The 18852-nt window shown below is 45.7% G+C and carries 20 protein-coding genes; 10 read left to right on the top strand and 10 right to left on the bottom strand.

Features of this window, described 5'->3' with window-relative positions; translation table 11 throughout:
- Entirely contained in the window at positions 1 to 516 is a 516-nt protein-coding gene (locus AC3WTP_RS00640) for a P-loop NTPase family protein (protein ID WP_492392647.1), read from the top strand.
- 55 nt (positions 517 to 571) lie between these two features.
- Positions 572 to 1348, top strand: a complete 777-nt coding sequence (locus AC3WTP_RS00635; RefSeq protein ID WP_492392646.1) for a GNAT family N-acetyltransferase — start codon at positions 572 to 574, stop codon at positions 1346 to 1348.
- An 81-nt stretch (positions 1349 to 1429) separates the two neighbouring features.
- Here AC3WTP_RS00635 and AC3WTP_RS00630 read toward each other — a convergent pair whose 3' ends face one another.
- Entirely contained in the window at positions 1430 to 1669 is a 240-nt protein-coding gene (locus tag AC3WTP_RS00630; RefSeq protein ID WP_492392645.1) for a helix-turn-helix domain-containing protein, read from the bottom strand.
- 15 nt (positions 1670 to 1684) lie between these two features.
- A complete protein-coding gene (locus tag AC3WTP_RS00625) occupies positions 1685 to 2173 on the bottom strand; it encodes a DUF2975 domain-containing protein (RefSeq protein WP_492392644.1) in 489 nt (162 codons plus the stop codon).
- Positions 2174 to 2326: 153 nt separating this feature from the next.
- On the opposite strand from AC3WTP_RS00625, the gene AC3WTP_RS00620 reads away from it, so the two are divergent.
- The gene (locus tag AC3WTP_RS00620) at positions 2327 to 3025 is read left to right on the top strand and encodes a Dph6-related ATP pyrophosphatase (protein WP_492392643.1); all 699 of its coding nucleotides are present in this window, start codon (positions 2327 to 2329) and stop codon (positions 3023 to 3025) included.
- A gap of 49 nt (positions 3026 to 3074) precedes the next feature.
- Here the strand turns inward: AC3WTP_RS00620 and AC3WTP_RS00615 are convergent, their stop codons facing one another.
- The 3 genes from AC3WTP_RS00615 to AC3WTP_RS00605 all read right to left on the bottom strand — a co-directional run bounded on the left by AC3WTP_RS00615 (position 3075) and on the right by AC3WTP_RS00605 (position 6559).
- A complete protein-coding gene (locus AC3WTP_RS00615) occupies positions 3075 to 4121 on the bottom strand; it encodes an LLM class flavin-dependent oxidoreductase (protein WP_492392642.1) in 1047 nt (348 codons plus the stop codon).
- A gap of 133 nt (positions 4122 to 4254) precedes the next feature.
- Complete coding sequence (locus AC3WTP_RS00610) at positions 4255 to 5853, bottom strand: permease-like membrane multi-spanning protein (RefSeq protein WP_492392641.1); 1599 nt, start codon at positions 5851 to 5853, stop codon at positions 4255 to 4257.
- Entirely contained in the window at positions 5846 to 6559 is a 714-nt protein-coding gene (locus AC3WTP_RS00605; protein WP_492392640.1) for an ABC transporter ATP-binding protein, read from the bottom strand. The genes AC3WTP_RS00610 and AC3WTP_RS00605 overlap by 8 nt, the downstream gene beginning before the upstream one ends.
- 198 nt (positions 6560 to 6757) lie before the next feature.
- Here AC3WTP_RS00605 and AC3WTP_RS00600 point away from each other — a divergent pair, with 198 nt between their 5' ends.
- Positions 6758 to 7120, top strand: coding sequence for a VOC family protein (locus tag AC3WTP_RS00600; RefSeq protein ID WP_492392639.1), 363 nt, complete (start codon positions 6758 to 6760; stop codon positions 7118 to 7120).
- Positions 7121 to 7175: 55 nt separating this feature from the next.
- On the opposite strand, the gene AC3WTP_RS00595 is transcribed toward AC3WTP_RS00600, so the two are convergent.
- From AC3WTP_RS00595 to AC3WTP_RS00580, 4 genes are all read right to left on the bottom strand, one after another.
- Positions 7176 to 8774 (bottom strand): alkaline phosphatase family protein, encoded by a 1599-nt coding sequence (locus AC3WTP_RS00595; RefSeq protein ID WP_492392638.1) that lies wholly within the window; start codon positions 8772 to 8774, stop codon positions 7176 to 7178.
- Between the two features lie 165 nt (positions 8775 to 8939).
- A complete protein-coding gene (locus tag AC3WTP_RS00590; protein ID WP_492392637.1) occupies positions 8940 to 9899 on the bottom strand; it encodes an aminoglycoside phosphotransferase family protein in 960 nt (319 codons plus the stop codon).
- An 88-nt stretch (positions 9900 to 9987) separates the two neighbouring features.
- Complete coding sequence (locus AC3WTP_RS00585; protein WP_492392636.1) at positions 9988 to 10620, bottom strand: hypothetical protein; 633 nt, start codon at positions 10618 to 10620, stop codon at positions 9988 to 9990.
- Entirely contained in the window at positions 10617 to 11069 is a 453-nt protein-coding gene (locus AC3WTP_RS00580; RefSeq protein WP_492392635.1) for a hypothetical protein, read from the bottom strand. Before AC3WTP_RS00580 ends, AC3WTP_RS00585 begins: the two co-directional genes overlap by 4 nt.
- 406 nt (positions 11070 to 11475) lie before the next feature.
- On the opposite strand from AC3WTP_RS00580, the gene AC3WTP_RS00575 reads away from it, so the two are divergent.
- Positions 11476 to 12333: a class II fructose-bisphosphate aldolase gene (locus AC3WTP_RS00575; RefSeq protein WP_492392634.1), complete on the top strand. Its 858-nt coding sequence runs from the start codon at positions 11476 to 11478 to the stop codon at positions 12331 to 12333.
- A gap of 94 nt (positions 12334 to 12427) precedes the next feature.
- Here AC3WTP_RS00575 and AC3WTP_RS00570 read toward each other — a convergent pair whose 3' ends face one another.
- Positions 12428 to 13603, bottom strand: a complete 1176-nt coding sequence (locus AC3WTP_RS00570) for an MFS transporter (RefSeq protein ID WP_492392633.1) — start codon at positions 13601 to 13603, stop codon at positions 12428 to 12430.
- 122 nt (positions 13604 to 13725) lie between these two features.
- Between AC3WTP_RS00570 and AC3WTP_RS00565 the strand changes: the two genes are divergently transcribed.
- From AC3WTP_RS00565 to AC3WTP_RS00545, 5 genes are all read left to right on the top strand, one after another.
- On the top strand, positions 13726 to 14415 hold the full coding sequence (locus AC3WTP_RS00565; protein ID WP_492392632.1) for a response regulator transcription factor: 690 nt from the start codon (positions 13726 to 13728) through the stop codon (positions 14413 to 14415).
- Positions 14412 to 15416, top strand: a complete 1005-nt coding sequence (locus AC3WTP_RS00560) for a sensor histidine kinase (RefSeq protein ID WP_492392631.1) — start codon at positions 14412 to 14414, stop codon at positions 15414 to 15416. Before AC3WTP_RS00565 ends, AC3WTP_RS00560 begins: the two co-directional genes overlap by 4 nt.
- A gap of 99 nt (positions 15417 to 15515) precedes the next feature.
- Positions 15516 to 16277: an ABC transporter ATP-binding protein gene (locus tag AC3WTP_RS00555; protein ID WP_492392630.1), complete on the top strand. Its 762-nt coding sequence runs from the start codon at positions 15516 to 15518 to the stop codon at positions 16275 to 16277.
- Positions 16267 to 18213, top strand: a complete 1947-nt coding sequence (locus tag AC3WTP_RS00550) for an ABC transporter permease (RefSeq protein WP_492392629.1) — start codon at positions 16267 to 16269, stop codon at positions 18211 to 18213. Before AC3WTP_RS00555 ends, AC3WTP_RS00550 begins: the two co-directional genes overlap by 11 nt.
- 117 nt (positions 18214 to 18330) lie before the next feature.
- Positions 18331 to 18849, top strand: coding sequence for a GNAT family N-acetyltransferase (locus AC3WTP_RS00545; protein ID WP_492392628.1), 519 nt, complete (start codon positions 18331 to 18333; stop codon positions 18847 to 18849).
- The last annotated feature ends 3 nt before the right edge of the window (positions 18850 to 18852 follow it).

The raw sequence follows: 18852 nt of genomic DNA, 5'->3' as shown, positions 1-18852 counted from the left end.
ATGAATCGCGTAATGATAGTAGGCAGCGCAGGCAGCGGCAAGAGCTACTTATCTAAGAGGATCGCCGAGATTACAGGATATCCCCTCACCCACCTAGACAATGAATTTTGGCAGCCCGGCTGGGTTCAGCTCCCGAAAGATCAGTGGATCGAGAAGCAAAAGTCGATGGTTTCGAATGAAAAATGGGTGATTGACGGGTATTACGGTTCGACGATGAATATTCGATTTGAAGCTGCGGACACGATTATATATCTGAATACGAATAGGCTGCTCTGCATGCTCAGAGTATTAAAGCGTCATGGCAAGAAACGATCCGACCTGCCGGATTACTGTGTGGAGAAGATGGACCTGGAGATGATCCCATTTTTGAAGTCCATATGGACTTTCCCTAAGAAGAGCAAGCCCAAAATATTAGATTTACATCAACAGCACCCCGACAAACACTTGATCATTATGAATCGGAAAAAGGATGTCGATCATTGGATAGAGCAGCTGAGGGATGAATTTGCTCATTAGCTCGACACGGATTACTTTGCATTGGAACATCATGATATGAAATGTGGAGGATCTTATGGATAAGGTTAAAAAGATAATGGAGTGTGAGTCTGCTTATACGAGATGCTTCTCACACGTTGATGAGAATGAGGAATACATAACATATCGAGACATTCTCCTCCCCGATATGTATGACCACAACTATACTAGAATAAGAGAGCACATGAGTGAATCCGACCTAACAGATCTCATTGAACAAGAAATCATGCGGAGTCGTAGAGATGGTCATGATTATTGCAAGCTCATCATGGATGACCTCCCCAATGAGCAATATCTTTCCGCTCTCGCACATCAACCAGAGGTCACTAGATACGGGCATTACGTTTATAAGAAGCTGGGCAATCCCGATTGGCCTATAAATGATAACTGCTCAATCGTAAAGGTTGATAGCTGGGACACGGTCGAACATATCCTGCAGCTTGACTTGATTACCGATCAGCCATTGTATGGAGAGGATTTTTGCAAGAGGCGGGTGCTCAGACGCGGACAGGTATATCTGTCTGCTGTCGAATTAGATTCCTATGTATGCCGCCTTGGTGATGACCCAATTGGCAACTGTGATCTATTCATCCATAACGGCACGGCTAAGATCGAAGACTTTGCAGTCACGCCGCAACAGCAGCGCCGAGGATATGGAACGAGCATATTAAAGCATTTAATAGGTACAGCTATTCTCTCTGGTGTAGATATGGTCTATCTGACCGCCGATGAAGACGATACGGCCAAGCATATGTATGAGAAGCTTGGGTTTGAAAAAGCATGCGAAACCTACAGTCTGTTATTCCAATTATAAGCTCCATAAGTCCATCATACAGCGAAAAAACTGACCCCTAGTGGTCAGTTTTTTAATAATTCAACAGAGAATGAGCCGATATCACTCCGTATTCACTGCACTCTCTTCTTGGTCGTCATCCTCAACATACTCCAATATATCTCCCGGTTGGCAATCTAAGATTCTGCATATGGCATCAAGTGTCGAGAACCGGACAGCCTTCGCTTTATTGGTCTTCAATATAGAAAGGTTCGCCATCGTTATATCTAATCGTTTAGATAGCTCCGTAGAGCTAATCTTTCGTTTTGCCATCATCACATCTAGATTCACTATAATTGCCACAACTATCATTCCCTTTTATATAGTCTGATCATTTTCATCTTTGATTATTGCAGCCTGCTCAAACAATTGTGCCAAAGTTAAGCTGAAAAAGCCAATAGCTAATGAGACGAATGTAACGATAACCATAGGGAAAATAGTCAATGCATATAGGTATATGTCGTGAGCGTACACCAAATATAAGGAGCAACCGTTAAACAAGACGATCTCGCTAAACGCACAGATCGAGATCACTCTCAACGCTTTAACCGTATCAAAGGTGAAAGGCGTATTCTTCACCGCTATGCTGCTCAGCTTCTTCAACTTGAATAACGCAATTATATACGGCACTGCACATAAATAGATACAGCTTGTTATGGCAATGACCAACCCTTGGTCTAATATAGAAAATGCGCTTTTAAGAAATGCCGTTAACACCAATGGTACAGCTGCAAGTGCGAGCAATGACATAGCTATGCCACAGGCTACAATAATGTTCATGATTCTCGAACTCAACTTATTATTCATATTGTCTGGCCTCAGCTTTCTACAGTAATTCATTTCATCCTCATTTTAGAGTTACACTTATCGTTTGTCAATAAATATTATTCTATAAACAATAATTGTTTATACCTTCATTAGTGATACAATATAATGAATGAAGCAGAGGAGAAGATAGCTATGGATAAGAATATGGATTGGCGAAATGGTGCTGCCGGGCATAAATTTATCGCTTCTTATAGTGGAGGAAAGGACAGCACTTTAGCTCTATATAAAGCTATGAAGGTTGGCCAAGCGATCGGATTGATCGTCATGTTGGAGGAAGAAGGCAAACGTTCCAGATCCCACGGTATGACTCCCGATCTAATTCAAGCCCAGGCAGAAGCAATAGGTCTGCCTGTATACACTGCAGCTTCTAGTTGGGACGATTACGAAGCCAATTTCATGCGTCTATTAGGACAAGCGAAGCAGCAGGGCGCGGAGGTGCTGGTAACCGGAGATTTGGATGTGCCTGCCCATGGATGCTGGCATGATCAAGTGACGAAGAATGCTGGACTAAAGCTCGGGATGCCTCTATGGGGTATGAATCACCGTGAAGCGGTCGAGGAATTCATCAATCTAGGATTTGTAACGATCGTTGTAACGGTGAATTTATCATTAGGAATGCGTGAAGACGATCTCGGGCGAACCTTAACTCATGAATATGTGAAGGAACTTGAAGCGCGCGGTATCGATCCATGTGGAGAAGGCGGCGAGTTCCATACCACCGTAATAGATGGACCTCTCTTTAACAATCCTATCTCTGTTCGCAAATGTGCGATTGTTAAGGATGGACAATATGCTTTTCTGCCGTTGGAGCTCGATCATCACCCTAACTAAAGACAACAAAAAGGGCTCCCCTTGACCTTTGGGGTGCCCCGACAAAAAGTTAAACTGATTTATTTCTTACCGCACGCCGAATAGCAGGCGCCACTTCTGTCGCAAGTCGTTCGATGTTATCGGCGACCTTGCTAAACGGTATACCGCCGATGTCCATCTGCGCCATAAATCGTTGATGCCCGTACAATTCATGTTGGTGCAGTACTTTCTCAACAATCTGTTGCGGGCTTCCTACAAACAATGCCGTATCCGGCGCAGACATCCGATCATAGTCAGCTCTGGATAGATGGGAGCTCGTTCCGCGCTGTCGGTTGACTTCCTCCCAGTAGTTCGCATAATACGGAAAGTATTCTTCTCTAGCCTGCTCTGTCGTCTCTGCGATATACGTATGTCCTGTCACTCCGACCTTCAATCTCTCCAGCGCATGTCCAGCTTGCTGAGCGGCCTGACGGTACAGCTCGACGAACGGCTTGAACCGGCCAGGGTCCCCTCCGAGTATCGCCAATGCGAGATTCGTTCCTAATCTACCCGCCCGCACAGCACTCTCCGGAGTACCACCGACACCGACCCATAGCGGTATTTCATCCTGTGTAGGACGTGGCACTATATCAGCTTGATCGAGTTCAGGGCGATAACGGCCGCTCCAGGTAACCTTCTCCGATGTGTTCAACTTTAGTAACAGCTCAAGATGCTCTTCGAATAATTCGTCGTAATGGCTTACATCATAACCGAACAAGGGGAATGATTCTATAAATGCCCCGCGACCAGCTATTATTTCCGCCCTTCCATTGGACAAGAGATCTAATGTAGCAAAATCTTCGAATAGTCTAACGGGATCAATCGTGTTCAGCACTGTCGTAGCCGATGTCAATCTAATACGCTCGGTTACTTGTGCAATTGCCGAAAGCACGACAGCCGGCGATGACACCGCATATTCCAGGCGGTGATGCTCACCTACTCCGAATACATCAAGCCCTGCTTCATCCGCCATCTTAGCGGCCATTATCATTTCATCGATACGCTGCCTCGCGCTGACCGTCTCCCCCGTATGCGGATTGCGACACAGATCAGCTAACGTATATACTCCAATCTCCATCTTGCCCTCCTCGTTGTAATCCACTAGCTTTCTTAACTAAACTGCCAGCAGCTTAAACTTAAGCTGCCATCACTTCAACATCTCATGTCATTAGCATGCCCTGTTAGGCTGCCTCCATCACTTACATGGGTTGTTAGAGCGCCTGAAACAGCTGCTCCCCTTTGGTCTGGATATATCGATACAACACGATGCACACCACTGCCATAAGCAGTCCGATGCTTAACAAGATAAGATTCCCATTTACATTGGACAGAAGAAGAGCTAAGCCGATTGATATCACTAGCGTTATAAAGCTTATAAGCATGGATACAAGGACAGATGCACTCTGTTTGATCACTGCAACTTCGCTCGTCCATTCTAGTTTAGGAAGCTTCAAGTTAACCAGCACGCCCAATATTGCTGAAAAACAAGCAAATATCAATGGGATAACAAGCAGCAGCAAGCTTTCTATCCATCCTATGCCGAGCGATATCATGAGCATGACGCAGCTGACAATCGAGATTGGCATAGTAATAGTGAGATTCACCGCAACCTTGCTGAGCAGGATCGTTGATTTTGGTACGGGTGAGCTCTTGAGTATCCATAGATTATTACCTTCTAGGGAAATAGAGCACGACGTCGTGCAGCTTATGGCTACAAACATCGAAACGACCAGCGGCGCCAGCTTGTTCAGGTATTCGGACAATTGCGGGATTTCCATCAGTTCCCCGAGTTCTCCCGAACCTATGAACAATAAGGAGATCGACATCACGAGCAGCAGAACCATGCCGATACTCGTATTCAGCACATATAAGGAAGAGCTAAAATATCGGCGCAGCTCCTTCATATACAGCGCACGGAATGGCGATGATGTGTTAAGGTGCTTGATAACATATTTGCCGCTTGCATGAGAGGTCGTTAATCCCGTGTGAATAGCTTTATATCTGGTGCCAAGTACAGTGACAAACAGCATAAACGCAAGCACGGATGTGACAATAAACAATAGGAGTGGAACAACCTGATACGAGCAAACAGCTTCGACGTACAGAGCTGCAAGAGGATAAAGCTTGAATATCATATCCGCCAGCTGCGCGCCCATATCAGCAAGCACCTGTTCGTTCCCATCCATGCGCATTGAAACAACCATAAACCCTATGATAAAGGCAAAGGTTAAGATGATGCTGATGATTCGACTCGCTCTAAATCGAGAGGAGATCCAGCTAATCAGTGAGCCAATGATGGTTGCGGCTATGATCGGCAATAACGGGATAACGAAGAGTGTGACGAGATAAAACAGATAGTATAACGCTTCAGGGTTCACTCTAATCGCATATACCGCACCAGCTGGCAGCATCACCATTAATGTAAAAAATAAATTCAGTACATAGAGCTGAAGAACACGGCTCGCTACGACATGACTCGTCTTGATCGGCAGCGACATCACCAGATCATAGTCCTTAAAGTTAAATAATACTCCGCTTGCCTTATAGATCGTTGTGAAGAACCCAATCATAGAAGTTGCCGCCATCATAATAGCCAAGAGCAGATCTATCCGGCCTATCTGCTCAAAGGTCAGCGCCATCATGTAGCTGTATCCGAATGAAACCGCCGCCATCATAACCATGCCAATCATAATGCCGATGCTCAGGAGAAGCAGCTTGCGTCTTTCTTTCACGACGCGCGTATGCAGCGCCTTATTTAAACCGAATGAGGACAGCAGCTGTATCTTCGTCAATCTCCATATATTAATCATTATCTATCAACTCCAAGAATACATCTTCAAGGCTGTTATCACCCTTTACTTCAGCTGTCTTGCCGTGAGTGATCAACTTCCCTCCCTTGATGATCGCAATCTTATTGCAGAGCTTCTCCGCTACATCCAGTACATGAGTGGAGAAGAAGATGGCACTGCCATTACGGCACAGATCTGCCATGACCGTCTTCAGCATATGAGCCGCCTTCGGATCAAGTCCCACAAAGGGCTCATCCAGCACCAGCAGCTTAGGTTTATGAATAAGAGCCGAGATGATAGCCAGCTTCTGCTTCATGCCATGAGAATACGAGGAGATCATATCCCCCAGATTGGCAGTAATCTGAAAGTCATCGCCGTATTTTTGGATAAGAGATTCACGATCGGACTTCGATACGTTATAGAGGTCGCCAATAAAATTCAAGTACTGAATACCGGTCAGATGTTCGTAGATATCCGGGTTATCCGGAATATACGCAGTAATCGCTTTGCAGGCTACTGGATCTTTCTTAATCGAGATGCCGTCAATTTCGATATCCCCTTCTTCAAAGTCAAGGACACCAACTACGGCCCGGATGGTTGTCGTCTTTCCTGCGCCGTTATGACCGATAAAGCCGTAGATATCGCCGCTTTCGACCACCAGATTCAAGTCATCCACAGCCTTTTTACCACCCTTATAGCGCTTGGAAAAATGTTTTATAGTAAGCATCCTCCGTCACCCTTCCCATGCAAATTCGCAACTCATAATTGGTTACATCTCTTTTTACCCATAAGCTTTTCTAGTAGAACAACTATAATACGTTTAGCCTATTCAGAACGTTCAACGTTAATAGATAATCTTCATCGCGCGTAATATAATTGCCGTATTATGATCCGAATTGTAATCATTATGTAACAGAAGGGACAGATGATGATGATGATGTTCGCAGGAGTGTGTTTGATAACTGACGATGTTCCCCGATTAGCAGCATTCTATAAATTGATCTTGAAGACAACATCCGATTGCGATGACACGATCCATCAAGAAATACGTACGAGCGGCGCAGCATTGGCCATATTCAATAACGGAGATGTCAAGGAAACCAGGAATGAAAATATGTCCATTGCATTTGAGGTGGAAAATGTAGATGAGGAATATGACAGGTTGAAATCGTTAGGTATACCTATTATTGAGCCTCCAACAACAAGACCTTGGGGGTGCCGATCGATGATGTTCACTGATCCGGATGGCAATCATATTGTTTTTAGAAGCCCTGTATATTCAGGCTAAGTCACATAGTAAGAGGTCACTTGAGCGCTTTGTTTACCCTCAAGTGACCCTCCGCTCACCTCAATTGTGCTCCTGACAACTTTAACAAGAACGGCTTCATATCGATAATTCGCAGATATTCAGGCTTAAGGTTCGTACCGCATATGATCAATGGGACTAGCGAGTCAGATTGATGCAATGAGCCATGCCCTCCGCCTCCCTTATGAGTCGGCGAGCTGCGGTCGGCCAGTTCATAGCCCGGCTTAGCGGTGATAACGAGGAATTCCCCCTCATGAGAATGCAGAGCAGCGTGCAGCCTGCGCAGACCGTCAGGGTATTGCCCATATTGCAGGCGGCGAGATGAAGAATCCAAGTGTAAATCAAGCACAGATACATCGTTATCTATAGTCCAAGACTGTCCGTAAGGATCAATCCATTGTCCTTCGGGCCTAAACGAGAATTGTTTCCCCGTCCCACCTTGAACGACACGAACCGAATCGCCCTCCAACCAGGATATGGTGTCAATTCTTGATTCCGCCTTCAGAAGATCGGCAACATCAGCGAGGTGAACATTGGGGTTCAACTTATACGCGTAAGCCATATTCTCATTGACGGCCAGAACGAGATCCGTCTGTTCACTCTCCGCTTCTCCCCGACGCAATACCCGATAATCACGTAATAAAGGCACCAAATCGATCACGGGTTGCTGACCACGCGGGAGAATCGCTGTCATTCCGCTGTCGCCGATGATGACAAGATTAACTTGTTTCAACGCTTCTTCGCGCGAGCCATAAGCCTGCAGTATATCATCAATCTGACGGTCCACTTTAATTAAGCCTTCTATGTCCGAAGGTCCTTTTCTGTGTAGGCGTTGATCGATATCAGGAAAATAGACATACAGAAAATCAGGCAGCTTCCTGTCCTGAATCAGCTGCTTCACAACTTCAACCGCGTATTTGTTGTTTAATCCCATACGATCGACCAAGCCTGTGGGCAGCGATCTTATGCCTTCATACGGATTGGAAAACGCGCCAAATGTAAAAAAGTCCGGACCCTTTACGGCTATCTCCTTCGGCAAAGTGGTCGGAACATGAAGCCATGACGGAATTGACAAAGTATGTTCGATGTTCCCCCGATATATAAGGCCATTCACGGAACCAGATTTAAGCCCCTTTTTCGCCATATCTTCATATATGGTTGGAGTGTTCGGGTTTAAGTGTTGACCATTCAATTGGATCAATGCATCATTCAACATCGGATTAATGCCATGCCTAGCGATCTCCATCGGTCCCGTTCCATAAATAATCATCTTCTTGTCTGCAGCTGAATACCAGGATAAGCCAGGTATTCGATGACCATCGGGATAAGTGCCTGTCATCAGGGAACTGTCGATGGTGACGGACATCGTAGGGAACGAACTTACCATATCTCGATAATATTGACCCTGTTCAATCAAGAATTGAAAGGTAGGTAGCTTGTTTTGCTGGATTCCTGTATCAATCGATTGAGACATTAACGAATCGACAAGAATAAGGATGACGCTTTTTCCATTCCTATTTACTGATTTAACGTGGAGCAGGTCATCTTCTTTCGATACTTTCCCGCCACAGCCAACTGTGACCGTTAGCAGAACAATGATGCACGCGATGACGCCTTGTTTCATTCTGTTGTGCACATCAATCACACCTTAACTCATGCATTATTTGTTGGATCTCTAGTCACTTTATGTTTTGCGCTTGATATTTTTTCTATTCAAGTACACAACTATGACTTAAGGAAGACCCTACAAATCATGAGCTCAGATCATCATCTAGTTAAGAGATTTATGATGGATCACTGTTCAGGCTTCATCTTGGTATGAATCCTTGTGCTGACTGTACCACTCAGGTACGGTTAATTCGAAGTTGTCGTGATCATCCATGACCTTATGAATCTTCATCAGCATGATGTCCAGCTCCTCCGGCTTCACCTTCAAGACCCAGACGACCGATGAAATCAACGTCATGGCTAGGTAGAGCGAGTACAGCTTCCAGAACCGTTCGTCCGGTTCGCTGTGATTATGGTATCCCTGAATCTGACCGACGGAGAACGGCACGCTCACCTCCGCGCTAAAGATACCTACCTTTACAAACTCATGAATAGGATCTCCCCAGTCGCACCTGTTGAAATCGATGATGCCTGACAGCATCCCGTCCTTAAGGATCAGATTGCCAATATGATAATCATCATGCTGGAATAGATTCGGTCTATCCTTCATGATGTCCAAGTTATGATCAATAAAGGATAGCAGCTTCTCTCCATGATCGATCGCAACTCCAGACTTGGCGTATTCGGTTCGATATCGCTGATGCTTAGCAGCCGTCCTCTCATACCAAGGCTTCATGTCATCAGGGCAGGTCACCTGATGGATCTTCTGCAGCTCCTTACCGGCTTCAATGCCAATGCTATACTGCTCTTGATCAGATAAGCGCGGCAGCTCTTCTGTTGCTTCACTGCCTTCTATATAAGAGACGATCATGTACCCGAGTTCTTGCTCGGGCAGGATGCCGATCTCAATAGGTCTAGAGCAGCTCACACCCTGATTCGCCATCATGATGAGACGATTGAATTCCAATCTCTTTCCCTCATCTTGATCGATACTAAAGGTTCTAAGTATGTATTGGGGTCGGCTGTCGCCGCCATATACGATGTACTTCCCGTCACTTGAGTATCCCTTGTCAATGAGTTCAATCTTGGTGCTGTTCCCTATTAATGAAATCCTCTTTCGGAACTGTTCATATAGATTCATGACATCACTCACGGCTAACCCTTCCTTCTCAAATATCTAGCCGAATCATACGCAGATTCGGCTAGAAGCAGTTATAAGTTATATCACTGCGTACAGCAGCTTATATCGTCCATTGATCGTGAATGATGCCGACCAGCGCATAGCCGCCCTCGATCTTCTCGAATACGAGACGGAGACTTCGCCAGTCTATACCTTGCAAGTTCGGATCAATACCCTTGATATGATATTCTACGAAGTTGTGGCTGTCCTTCGGATAAGCTTCACCTACGTTGTTGATCGTATTGCCTTCCCTGAGTACCTCGTTTATCGCAATGTCCGCATTTTTCATATAATCCGCATCGTACACGAACCGCTTATGGTAATCTGCATATGTCAGCTCGATCGGTTCACCAGAACCATCGAATGCCCCCCACTTTCGCACCTCTGCATCGCTCATCGCATCCTTTAGCTCATCCTTGGACAACACGATATCTGTCTCTTTGTTGACGTAAGTGTAAGGAGTGAACCGAACTCCCTTCTCAGGATGAGCCAGATCCGCGAGCCCAACCATATTACCATCATGAAGCATCGCAACAACGGCTGCTGCCGCTGCCTGCGGCGTCGATGGCAATTCTGTCTTCAATACCGCCTCCTGCTGCTGCGGTTCCACAGCCTCAGTCGCTCCATTGCATGCAGTGACTAGTAACAATACAGCTGTCAGGACGATTGCTCCCACATTTCTGAAGCTAATCATTCAGTTCCCCTCCCTGTTCCATGGCTAACAGTACGTCGAGTGATAGACCAGTCTATTCCCGCATAGATCAATCCCGCGATTCCAAATATAATGATGGAGCTGCCCGCGAACAGCTCATATTCCTGCACGAACCATGGTTTGTAGAGCATATGAAACAATCTCCATCCGCCCGCAGCCCACACCGCGGCAATAATCAGACCGAACAGGATGAATGATGCTCGTACCTGAGGAATCCGGCGAATCAGCCACGACAATGGCAATTGAACAACCGGATATAGGAGCGTTGATGGTAGAAATATAATCATAATAAAGGTAAGCCCTATATTGCGGAGACCATAATACTCGGTTGTCGTGATCTTATACCCCTCGACATATTCCAGCCCTATCGCCGCCCCAGTAATCAATAGCGTACATAGCATCCATAGTATAAGATGTGAGACGATTCGCACGGCAATACCTCCAGATCCATTTTATGTAATAGACGCTGGGAAGCAGTGAAAGGTTCCGTTGAAATAAGGCATCGTATATTCAAAGTAAAGGTAGTTGTTGTTCTCAAATTTACTATATGTCATGTATAATTCCACATAGTCATTGGAAAGTTAATCAGTGTATACTGATACAATTACTTGCAGGCTGGGCCACCTATGGATGAAATAACAACATGATATACCCGATCTGTAATTTAAGAACGAAACATATTCGTCGATAAATTCCAGATACACCATCCTGCAATTATGTTAAAATAGCTTTAGTCATACTTGCGCTAATACATATTAGCGGTGCCATTCTCATTATTGTTTATGACAATGAAGAGAAACCATTATCAGAAAAAAGGTACAAATAGGAGGAGTAATAATGGCATTAGAGTCAATGAAAGACATGTTAAACAAAGCAGCAAAAGGTGGTTATGCTGTTGGACAATTCAACATCAATAACCTCGAGTGGACTCAAGCAGTCTTGAGCGCTGCTCAAGAAGAGCAATCCCCAGTTATCCTTGGTGTATCCGAAGGTGCAGCTCGTTACATGGGCGGATTCAAAGTCATCACTGCATTCGTTAGCGCTCTTATTGAAGAAATGAAAATTACTGTTCCTGTAGCTATTCATTTGGACCATGGCTCCAGCTTTGACAAATGTAAAGCAGCAATCGATGCTGGCTTCACATCTGTTATGATCGATGCTTCCCACCATCCATTCGAAGAGAACATTGAAACAACTAAGAAAGTTGTTGACTATGCACACAGCAAAGGCGTTTCTGTAGAAGCTGAGCTTGGTACAGTTGGCGGACAAGAAGACGATGTTATAGCTGACGGCGTTATCTACGCTGACACTCAAGAGTGCGTTGAGCTTGTTAAACGTACAGGTATCGATTGCCTGGCTCCAGCTCTTGGTTCCGTTCATGGTCCTTACAAAGGTGAACCTAACCTTGGCTTCAAAGAAATGGAAGAAATCGGTAAAGCTACTGGTATGCCATTGGTACTTCATGGCGGAACAGGTATCCCAACTGAGCAAATCAAGAAATCCATTTCCTTGGGTACTGCTAAGATCAACGTAAACACAGAGAACCAAATCGAGTTTACGAAAAAAGTTCGCGAAGCACTTGCTGCTGATCCTGAGCAATACGATCCTCGTAAATTCATCGGTCCTGGCCGTGACGCAATCAAAGCTACTGTTATCGGTAAGATCCGCGAATTCGGTTCTAATAACCAAGCTTAATTGTTCGATCAAATAAGCTGTAAATATAACGACCTTCTCCAGCGTACAAGCTAGAGAAGGTCGTTTTTTCATGCTATGGGCGGCTTATAGAACTCTACCCCGCCTGACTGCGGGATACAGCGCGGTTCGTCTTCTCGGACATGAAGGCCATCAACAACAAGAAGGCCAACAAGAAGAATGGGAACCAAGCGATATTTACATACTGCGCGATTAAGCCGAATATCGGCGGCATGAAGGTGGCTCCGATATAGGCGCAACCCATCTGAATGCCCATAACCGACTGCGACGTCTCGCTTCCGAAGTTCTTCGGTGTTTGGTGCAGCATACTAGGAAAGATCGGTGCGCATCCTAACCCGATCATCATGAATGCTATAGGATTCATCGCATTCCCAAGCGGAAGCAGCAAGAAGACGATACCGACCGCTATACCGCCTAGACCGAGGCGGACCATCGCGACGTTATCGAGCTTCGCCGAGATGAATCCGGAAGCCATCCGACCCAGCGTAATCCCAAGGTAGAACAGCGAGATCCACTTCGCTGCTGTTTCCGGACTAATCCCTCGATGGATAACCAAGAAGCTGCTTCCCCATAGACCCGCCGTAGATTCTAACGCGCAATAGCTGAAGAACGCGATTAAGGCGGGCTTTATCCCTCTGATCTTTAAGATATCTTTCTTCTTCATGGCTACGGGCGCAGAAGCTTTATCCGCTGCCGCCTCCGGGGCAGCCTTCTTCCATAAAGGTAAAGTCATGAACAAGATCATAACCAGAATGACTTGGATAATCCCAATCGTCAAATAGCCCATGCTCCAGCTGCGGTCATTCATCAGATAGAACGACATGATAGCCGGCCCAGCCGTAGCGCCAATGCCCCAGAAGCTGTGCAGCCAATTCATATGCTTCGCCTTATAGTGCAAGGCCACAAAGTTGTTAAGCGCCGCATCGATGGAGCCCGCTCCTAGACCAAGCGGGATCGCCATGAGGCACAGCCAGATGAACGACGGCGCGAAGGCGAATCCCAATAGGGCGATAGCCGTCATCAGTACACTAACGACTGTAACGAGTCCCGTTCCCCAGCGTCGAATGACCGTTTCACTGAAGAAGCTGGATATAATCGTGCCGCAGGATATTATCATAGATATGATGCCCGCATACGATACGGGAGCGCCTAGCTCATGCCTCATAGCGGGCCATACTGAGCCGAGCAGTGAATCGGGCAAGCCGAGGCTGATGAAGGAAATATAAATAATAACTAACAGTAAGGTCATCATAATAATCTTCTCTCTTCTCTTATGTAGTCTTCCACCTATCTCATAGTGCCTTGTTCTATAGCCAACCCCGCGACTTTCCTATACAATCGTATCATATATGAAAGTAAAGTGCGGTGAACTTAATGTTTAAACTCTTGTTGATAGAAGATGATGCAACTCTCTTTCAAGAGGTCAAAGATAGATTAACGCAATGGTCTTATGATGTGTACGGTATTCAAGACTTTAGCAAGGTCGTTCAGGAATTTGCCGAGATTAAGCCGGACTTGGTCATTGTCGACATTCAGTTGCCCAAGTTCGATGGATTCCACTGGTGCCGCATGATTCGCACGCATTCGAACGTGCCGATTATATTTCTGTCGTCGCGCGACCACCCTACTGACATCGTCATGTCCATGCAGCTTGGTGCCGATGATTATATCCAGAAGCCGTTTCACTTCGATGTGCTTATCGCTAAGATCCAAGCGACCCTGCGGCGCGTCTACAACTACAGTGCGGATAAGATCGAGCTCAAAACCTGGTGCGGAGCAACCGTCGACTATGAGCGCAATACAATCACCAATGAGGCAGGCTCTATCGAGCTGACCAAGAATGAGATCTATATCTTGAAGCAGTTGATCGAGAAGAAGAACAAGGTCGTCACCCGTGAAGAGCTCATCAACAGCCTGTGGAACGATCAGCGCTTTATAAGTGACAATACCCTAACGGTAAATGTGAATCGACTGCGCAAGAAGCTGGATGAGTTGAACTTAGGTGCCTACATCGAAACCAAGGTCGGGCAAGGATATATGGCCGCGGAGCAGCTGCCGCTATGATTAGGAAGTTTATCGTAGAAAGACGCAGTTGGATTCTGTTCTATGCCATCATGCATTTATTCATTGTCTTCGTTGCGTATATCGATCCCACGATCCCGCTCCCATCGATTCTCTATCTTGTGTTCTTGTCGCTGTTAGCCTTTATCATATTCTTGATCGTTCGCTATCATGCCGAAACCAAGTTCTACAGCAGTTTAATAGAACGGGAAGATGATCTGGATCTATCGAGTATCGGCAGTGCGGAACGTCCCTTTGAACGAATCGTGGAAGAGAGCATGACGAACCAGATCGAGCACCTGAAGCAGGACGTCTCACAGCATCTGTTAACCCTAGCACAGGAGAAGGATGACCTGCTGGCTTGGATTCATGAGGTGAAGACACCGCTCACAGCCATGCGTCTCATTATCGATCGATTGCCGAATGAAGAGATGAAGTCGCAGATGACTTTCGAATGGCTGCGCATTCACCTCCTGCTGGATCAGCAGCTTCATCAGAAGCGTATCTCATTTATTGAAAATGATCTGTATATGGAGAACCTCCAGCTGGAAGAGATCATCTATAGTGAAATCAAAACGCTGCAATCCTGGTGTATCTATAAAGGAATTGGCTTTGACATCCATCTTGAGGAAGCGGAAGTACTCAGTGATACGAAGTGGCTGGCCTTTATCATCAGACAGCTGCTAACCAACGCCGTGAAGTATAGCCAAGCTTCGGATATTACCATCAGCAGTTATCGACGTGATGATCATACGATCCTAGAGGTCACAGATTGCGGTCGGGGCATCGATCCCAAGGATCTGCCGCGCATCTTTCAGAGAGGCTTTACTTCAACGTCTGTCCATCAGGACACCGCCGCAACAGGCATGGGCTTATATCTAGCCCATAAGGCGGCAACGTCGTTATCCATTCGGATCGATGCAACCTCAGAGCTAGGAACAGGGTCTACGTTCACCCTAACCTTCTCACAACCGAATGCTTTCGTCCGTATCACAAGCGTGTGACAACAATGTCACACGCTTGTGTTATTTGTACGGTCAATCGAAGGATAAAGAGTCGGAACAGCTCTATAATGAATGTATTCACAAGAGGGAGTGATCCGTATGATGATCCTAGAAGCGAATAAGATACATAAAAGCTATGGCAATAAATCCAATAAACAAGCCGTGTTAAGCGGACTCGATATTAGCATCATGAAGGGAGAATTCGTTAGCATTATGGGTCCTTCCGGATCGGGGAAGACGACCCTGCTGAACGTCCTCTCCTCCATCGATCAGGTCAGCGACGGCACGATCGTAATTGAAGGCAGCGAAATCTCTCGCATGAAGGAGAAGCAGCTAGCCGAATTTCGCAAGCATCACTTGGGGTTCATTTTCCAAGAATACAATCTGTTAGATACCCTGACAGTGAAGGAGAATATCCTATTGCCGCTATCCGTTACCAAGACACCCAAGAAGACCGCCAATCAGAAATTTGAGGCTGTCGCTCGAGAGCTTGGAATAGTTGAGCTTGCGAATAAATACCCTAACGAAATATCGGGCGGCCAGAAGCAGCGCACCTCTGCGGCACGCGCCTTTATCCATGACCCAAGCATTATATTCGCAGATGAACCAACTGGAGCGCTTGATTCCAAGTCCGCTTCCGACCTGTTGAATAAACTTAGCGAAATGAATCGAACGAGAAATGCGACGATTGCGATGGTCACTCACGACCCTGTCGCAGCCAGCTATTGCAGCAGAGTCATCTTCATTAAAGATGGTCAGATCTTTACTCAACTGAATCGAGGAGAGGAATCAAGACAAGCCTTCTTCGCTGACATCATGAAGACACAAGGTGTGTTGGGCGGTGTGCAGAATGAGCATTAGTCATCTCCTATTTCGCAATCTGAGGAAGAATCTAAAGAATTACTATCTTTACGTGTTTTCATTAGCCTTTGGTTCTGCACTTTACTTTGCGTTTGTGACGCTGCAGTATGATCCTGCTATGGATGAAATAAAAGGGTCCATCAAAGGGGCAGCGGCGATTCAGGCCGCATCTGTCCTGCTCGTCGCTATTGTCTCCATCTTTCTGTTATATGCGAATAACATCTTTATTAAGCGGCGCAGTAAAGAGATCGGCTTGTTTCAGCTCATCGGCATGACCAAGCGCAAAATATTTGGAATTCTTACAGCAGAGAACTTTATTCTATACTTTGGTTCGCTTGTGATCGGGATACTGGCTGGATTCTCTGTGTCTCGATTAATTATGATGCTGCTGCTTCAAACGATTGGGGTAGAGGTGGCTACAGAGCTTCATTTTTCCACCAATGCCTTGATTCAGACTTTGATTGTGTTCTTCGCCATCTACATCCTGATCATGATTATGAATTATCGATTCATACGAAGACAGACTATCCTATCCTTGTTTAAGGCGAACTCCGTAACGGAGGACAGAGTGAAGAAGATGTCCATCCTGGAGATGTTCATAGGGGCAGCTGGAATTATCCTTATCATAGTCGGCTATGTGGTCTCGTCCCAGCTATTTGGCGGCAAATTCGTTTCCATGAAGGCACTATCTCTCGCGATGATGTTTATTCTGGGATCGGTGATTATCGGGACTTACCTCTTCTATAAAGGATCGGTCAGCTTTATCTTCAACCTCATTCGCAAGAAGAAGAGTGGCTACTTATCGATTAAGGAAGTATTGTCCCTGTCATCCATCATGTTTCGCATGAAGTCGAACGCCGTGCTGTTAACCATTATTACAACCGTGTCCGCACTTGCGATCGGCCTGTTGTCCCTAAGCTATATCTCCTATTATTCAGCTGAGAAGTCGGCCAAGCTGTATGTGGCAGCAGATTTCTCCATTGTAGATGAACAGGATGCAAACAAGTTTGAACAAGCCTTAACCGACAATAACATTGAATATACCGACAAACGGATTGATGTTGTGCAGGCAGACTTTAATGTTGAGAACATACTCGGAGCCAAGATGGAAGGTGCGAGCTTTGATTCGAGTATTATGACTATGCCAGTCATTAGTGATCAGGCAATGGAAGATATCGACCTGTCTGCAGATGAGACACACTTCACAGGTTCCAGCGGGTGGGTAAAGGACCTTATGAAAATGAAAAGCAGCGGAACCGTTGAACTCAAGGGGTTGAAAGAAGTCATTCCGCTCAACTATAAAGAAATCGACCGTAGTGCCCCTGTCTCCTTTTACTTCACTAGCGGCGGCTTGCCTGTTGGGATTGTGGATGAATCGGTATTCGATCGTATTCAGCAGGACCTAGATCCAGCTATTCAGAAGGACTCTTCCATCTATATCGGAATTGAAATTACGAATAAAGATGAGATCGAGCAAGCCAATGCCATCTTCAATGACTTGGGTTATGACGAGAGCTTTGATCATGATTCTCAGCTTGGCATGAGCAACTTTCAGAAGCAGAACATGGGACTCATCATGTTTATCGTGGCATTTCTCGGGCTGACCTTCCTGGTCACATCCGGCTGTATTCTATACTTCAAGCAGATGGATGAAAGTGAGACCGAGAAGTCCAGCTACACGATTCTAAGAAAGCTCGGCTTCACACAGAGCGATCTGTTGAAGGGAATTCAGCTCAAGCAAGTGTTCAACTTTGGGATTCCATTGATGATCGGGCTGTCACACAGCTACTTTGCCGTTAAATCGGGCTGGTTCCTGTTCGGTACCGAGCTGTGGACGCCGATGATCCTCGTCATGCTGCTGTACACCGCATTGTATTCGATATTTGGCATACTGTCTGTCTATTATTACAAAAAGGTGATCAAGCAATCACTATAAGAGAAGCCCAAGCTTCAGGACATGCGTTCTGGGGCTTGGGCTCTATCTATCTCTCATTATTTTCTATATTATTGAGATATAGGTATGGAGTGTTAGCAGGATAGGGAGATGAGTACCTTGCAGATAGTAACTAGTCGATTGATGATTAGACCTTTTAAGGAAACGGATCTACCACAGTTTGAACAGCTGCTTCAGATCCGCGAAGTACCCGGTTGGCAGATGCAATTAAACGACTCAGAGGGCTTTCTTAGATGGCATATATCCAACTACATAGCGATGGATATTATCCATGGGATCGTGTGCTTCGGAATATTCGATAAGATTAGCGGCAAGGTATTAGGGGCTGTCGGAGCTGGAGAACATGATGACCTGCATGAAACCGAAATATTCTATAATTTACTGCCTAACGCAAGGGGCAATGGTTATGCTGCTGAAGCGGCTAGGGCTGTAACGACTTGGGCGTTAGCTAACTACGATATTCCCTATATCATCGGCACCGCTTCTATCGATAATGTACCTTCACAGAAAGTATTAGAAGCATGCGGCTATGAATTCATCAATGTACAGACCCTGTTGGTTCACATCGCGAACCAAGAGTATGATTTCAACTATTACAGATACTACTCCGCTTTATAGGCA

The organism is Paenibacillus sp. EB106-04-04-XG159, assembly GCF_058791835.1.
This window is presented reverse-complemented; position numbering and strand designations above follow the sequence as displayed.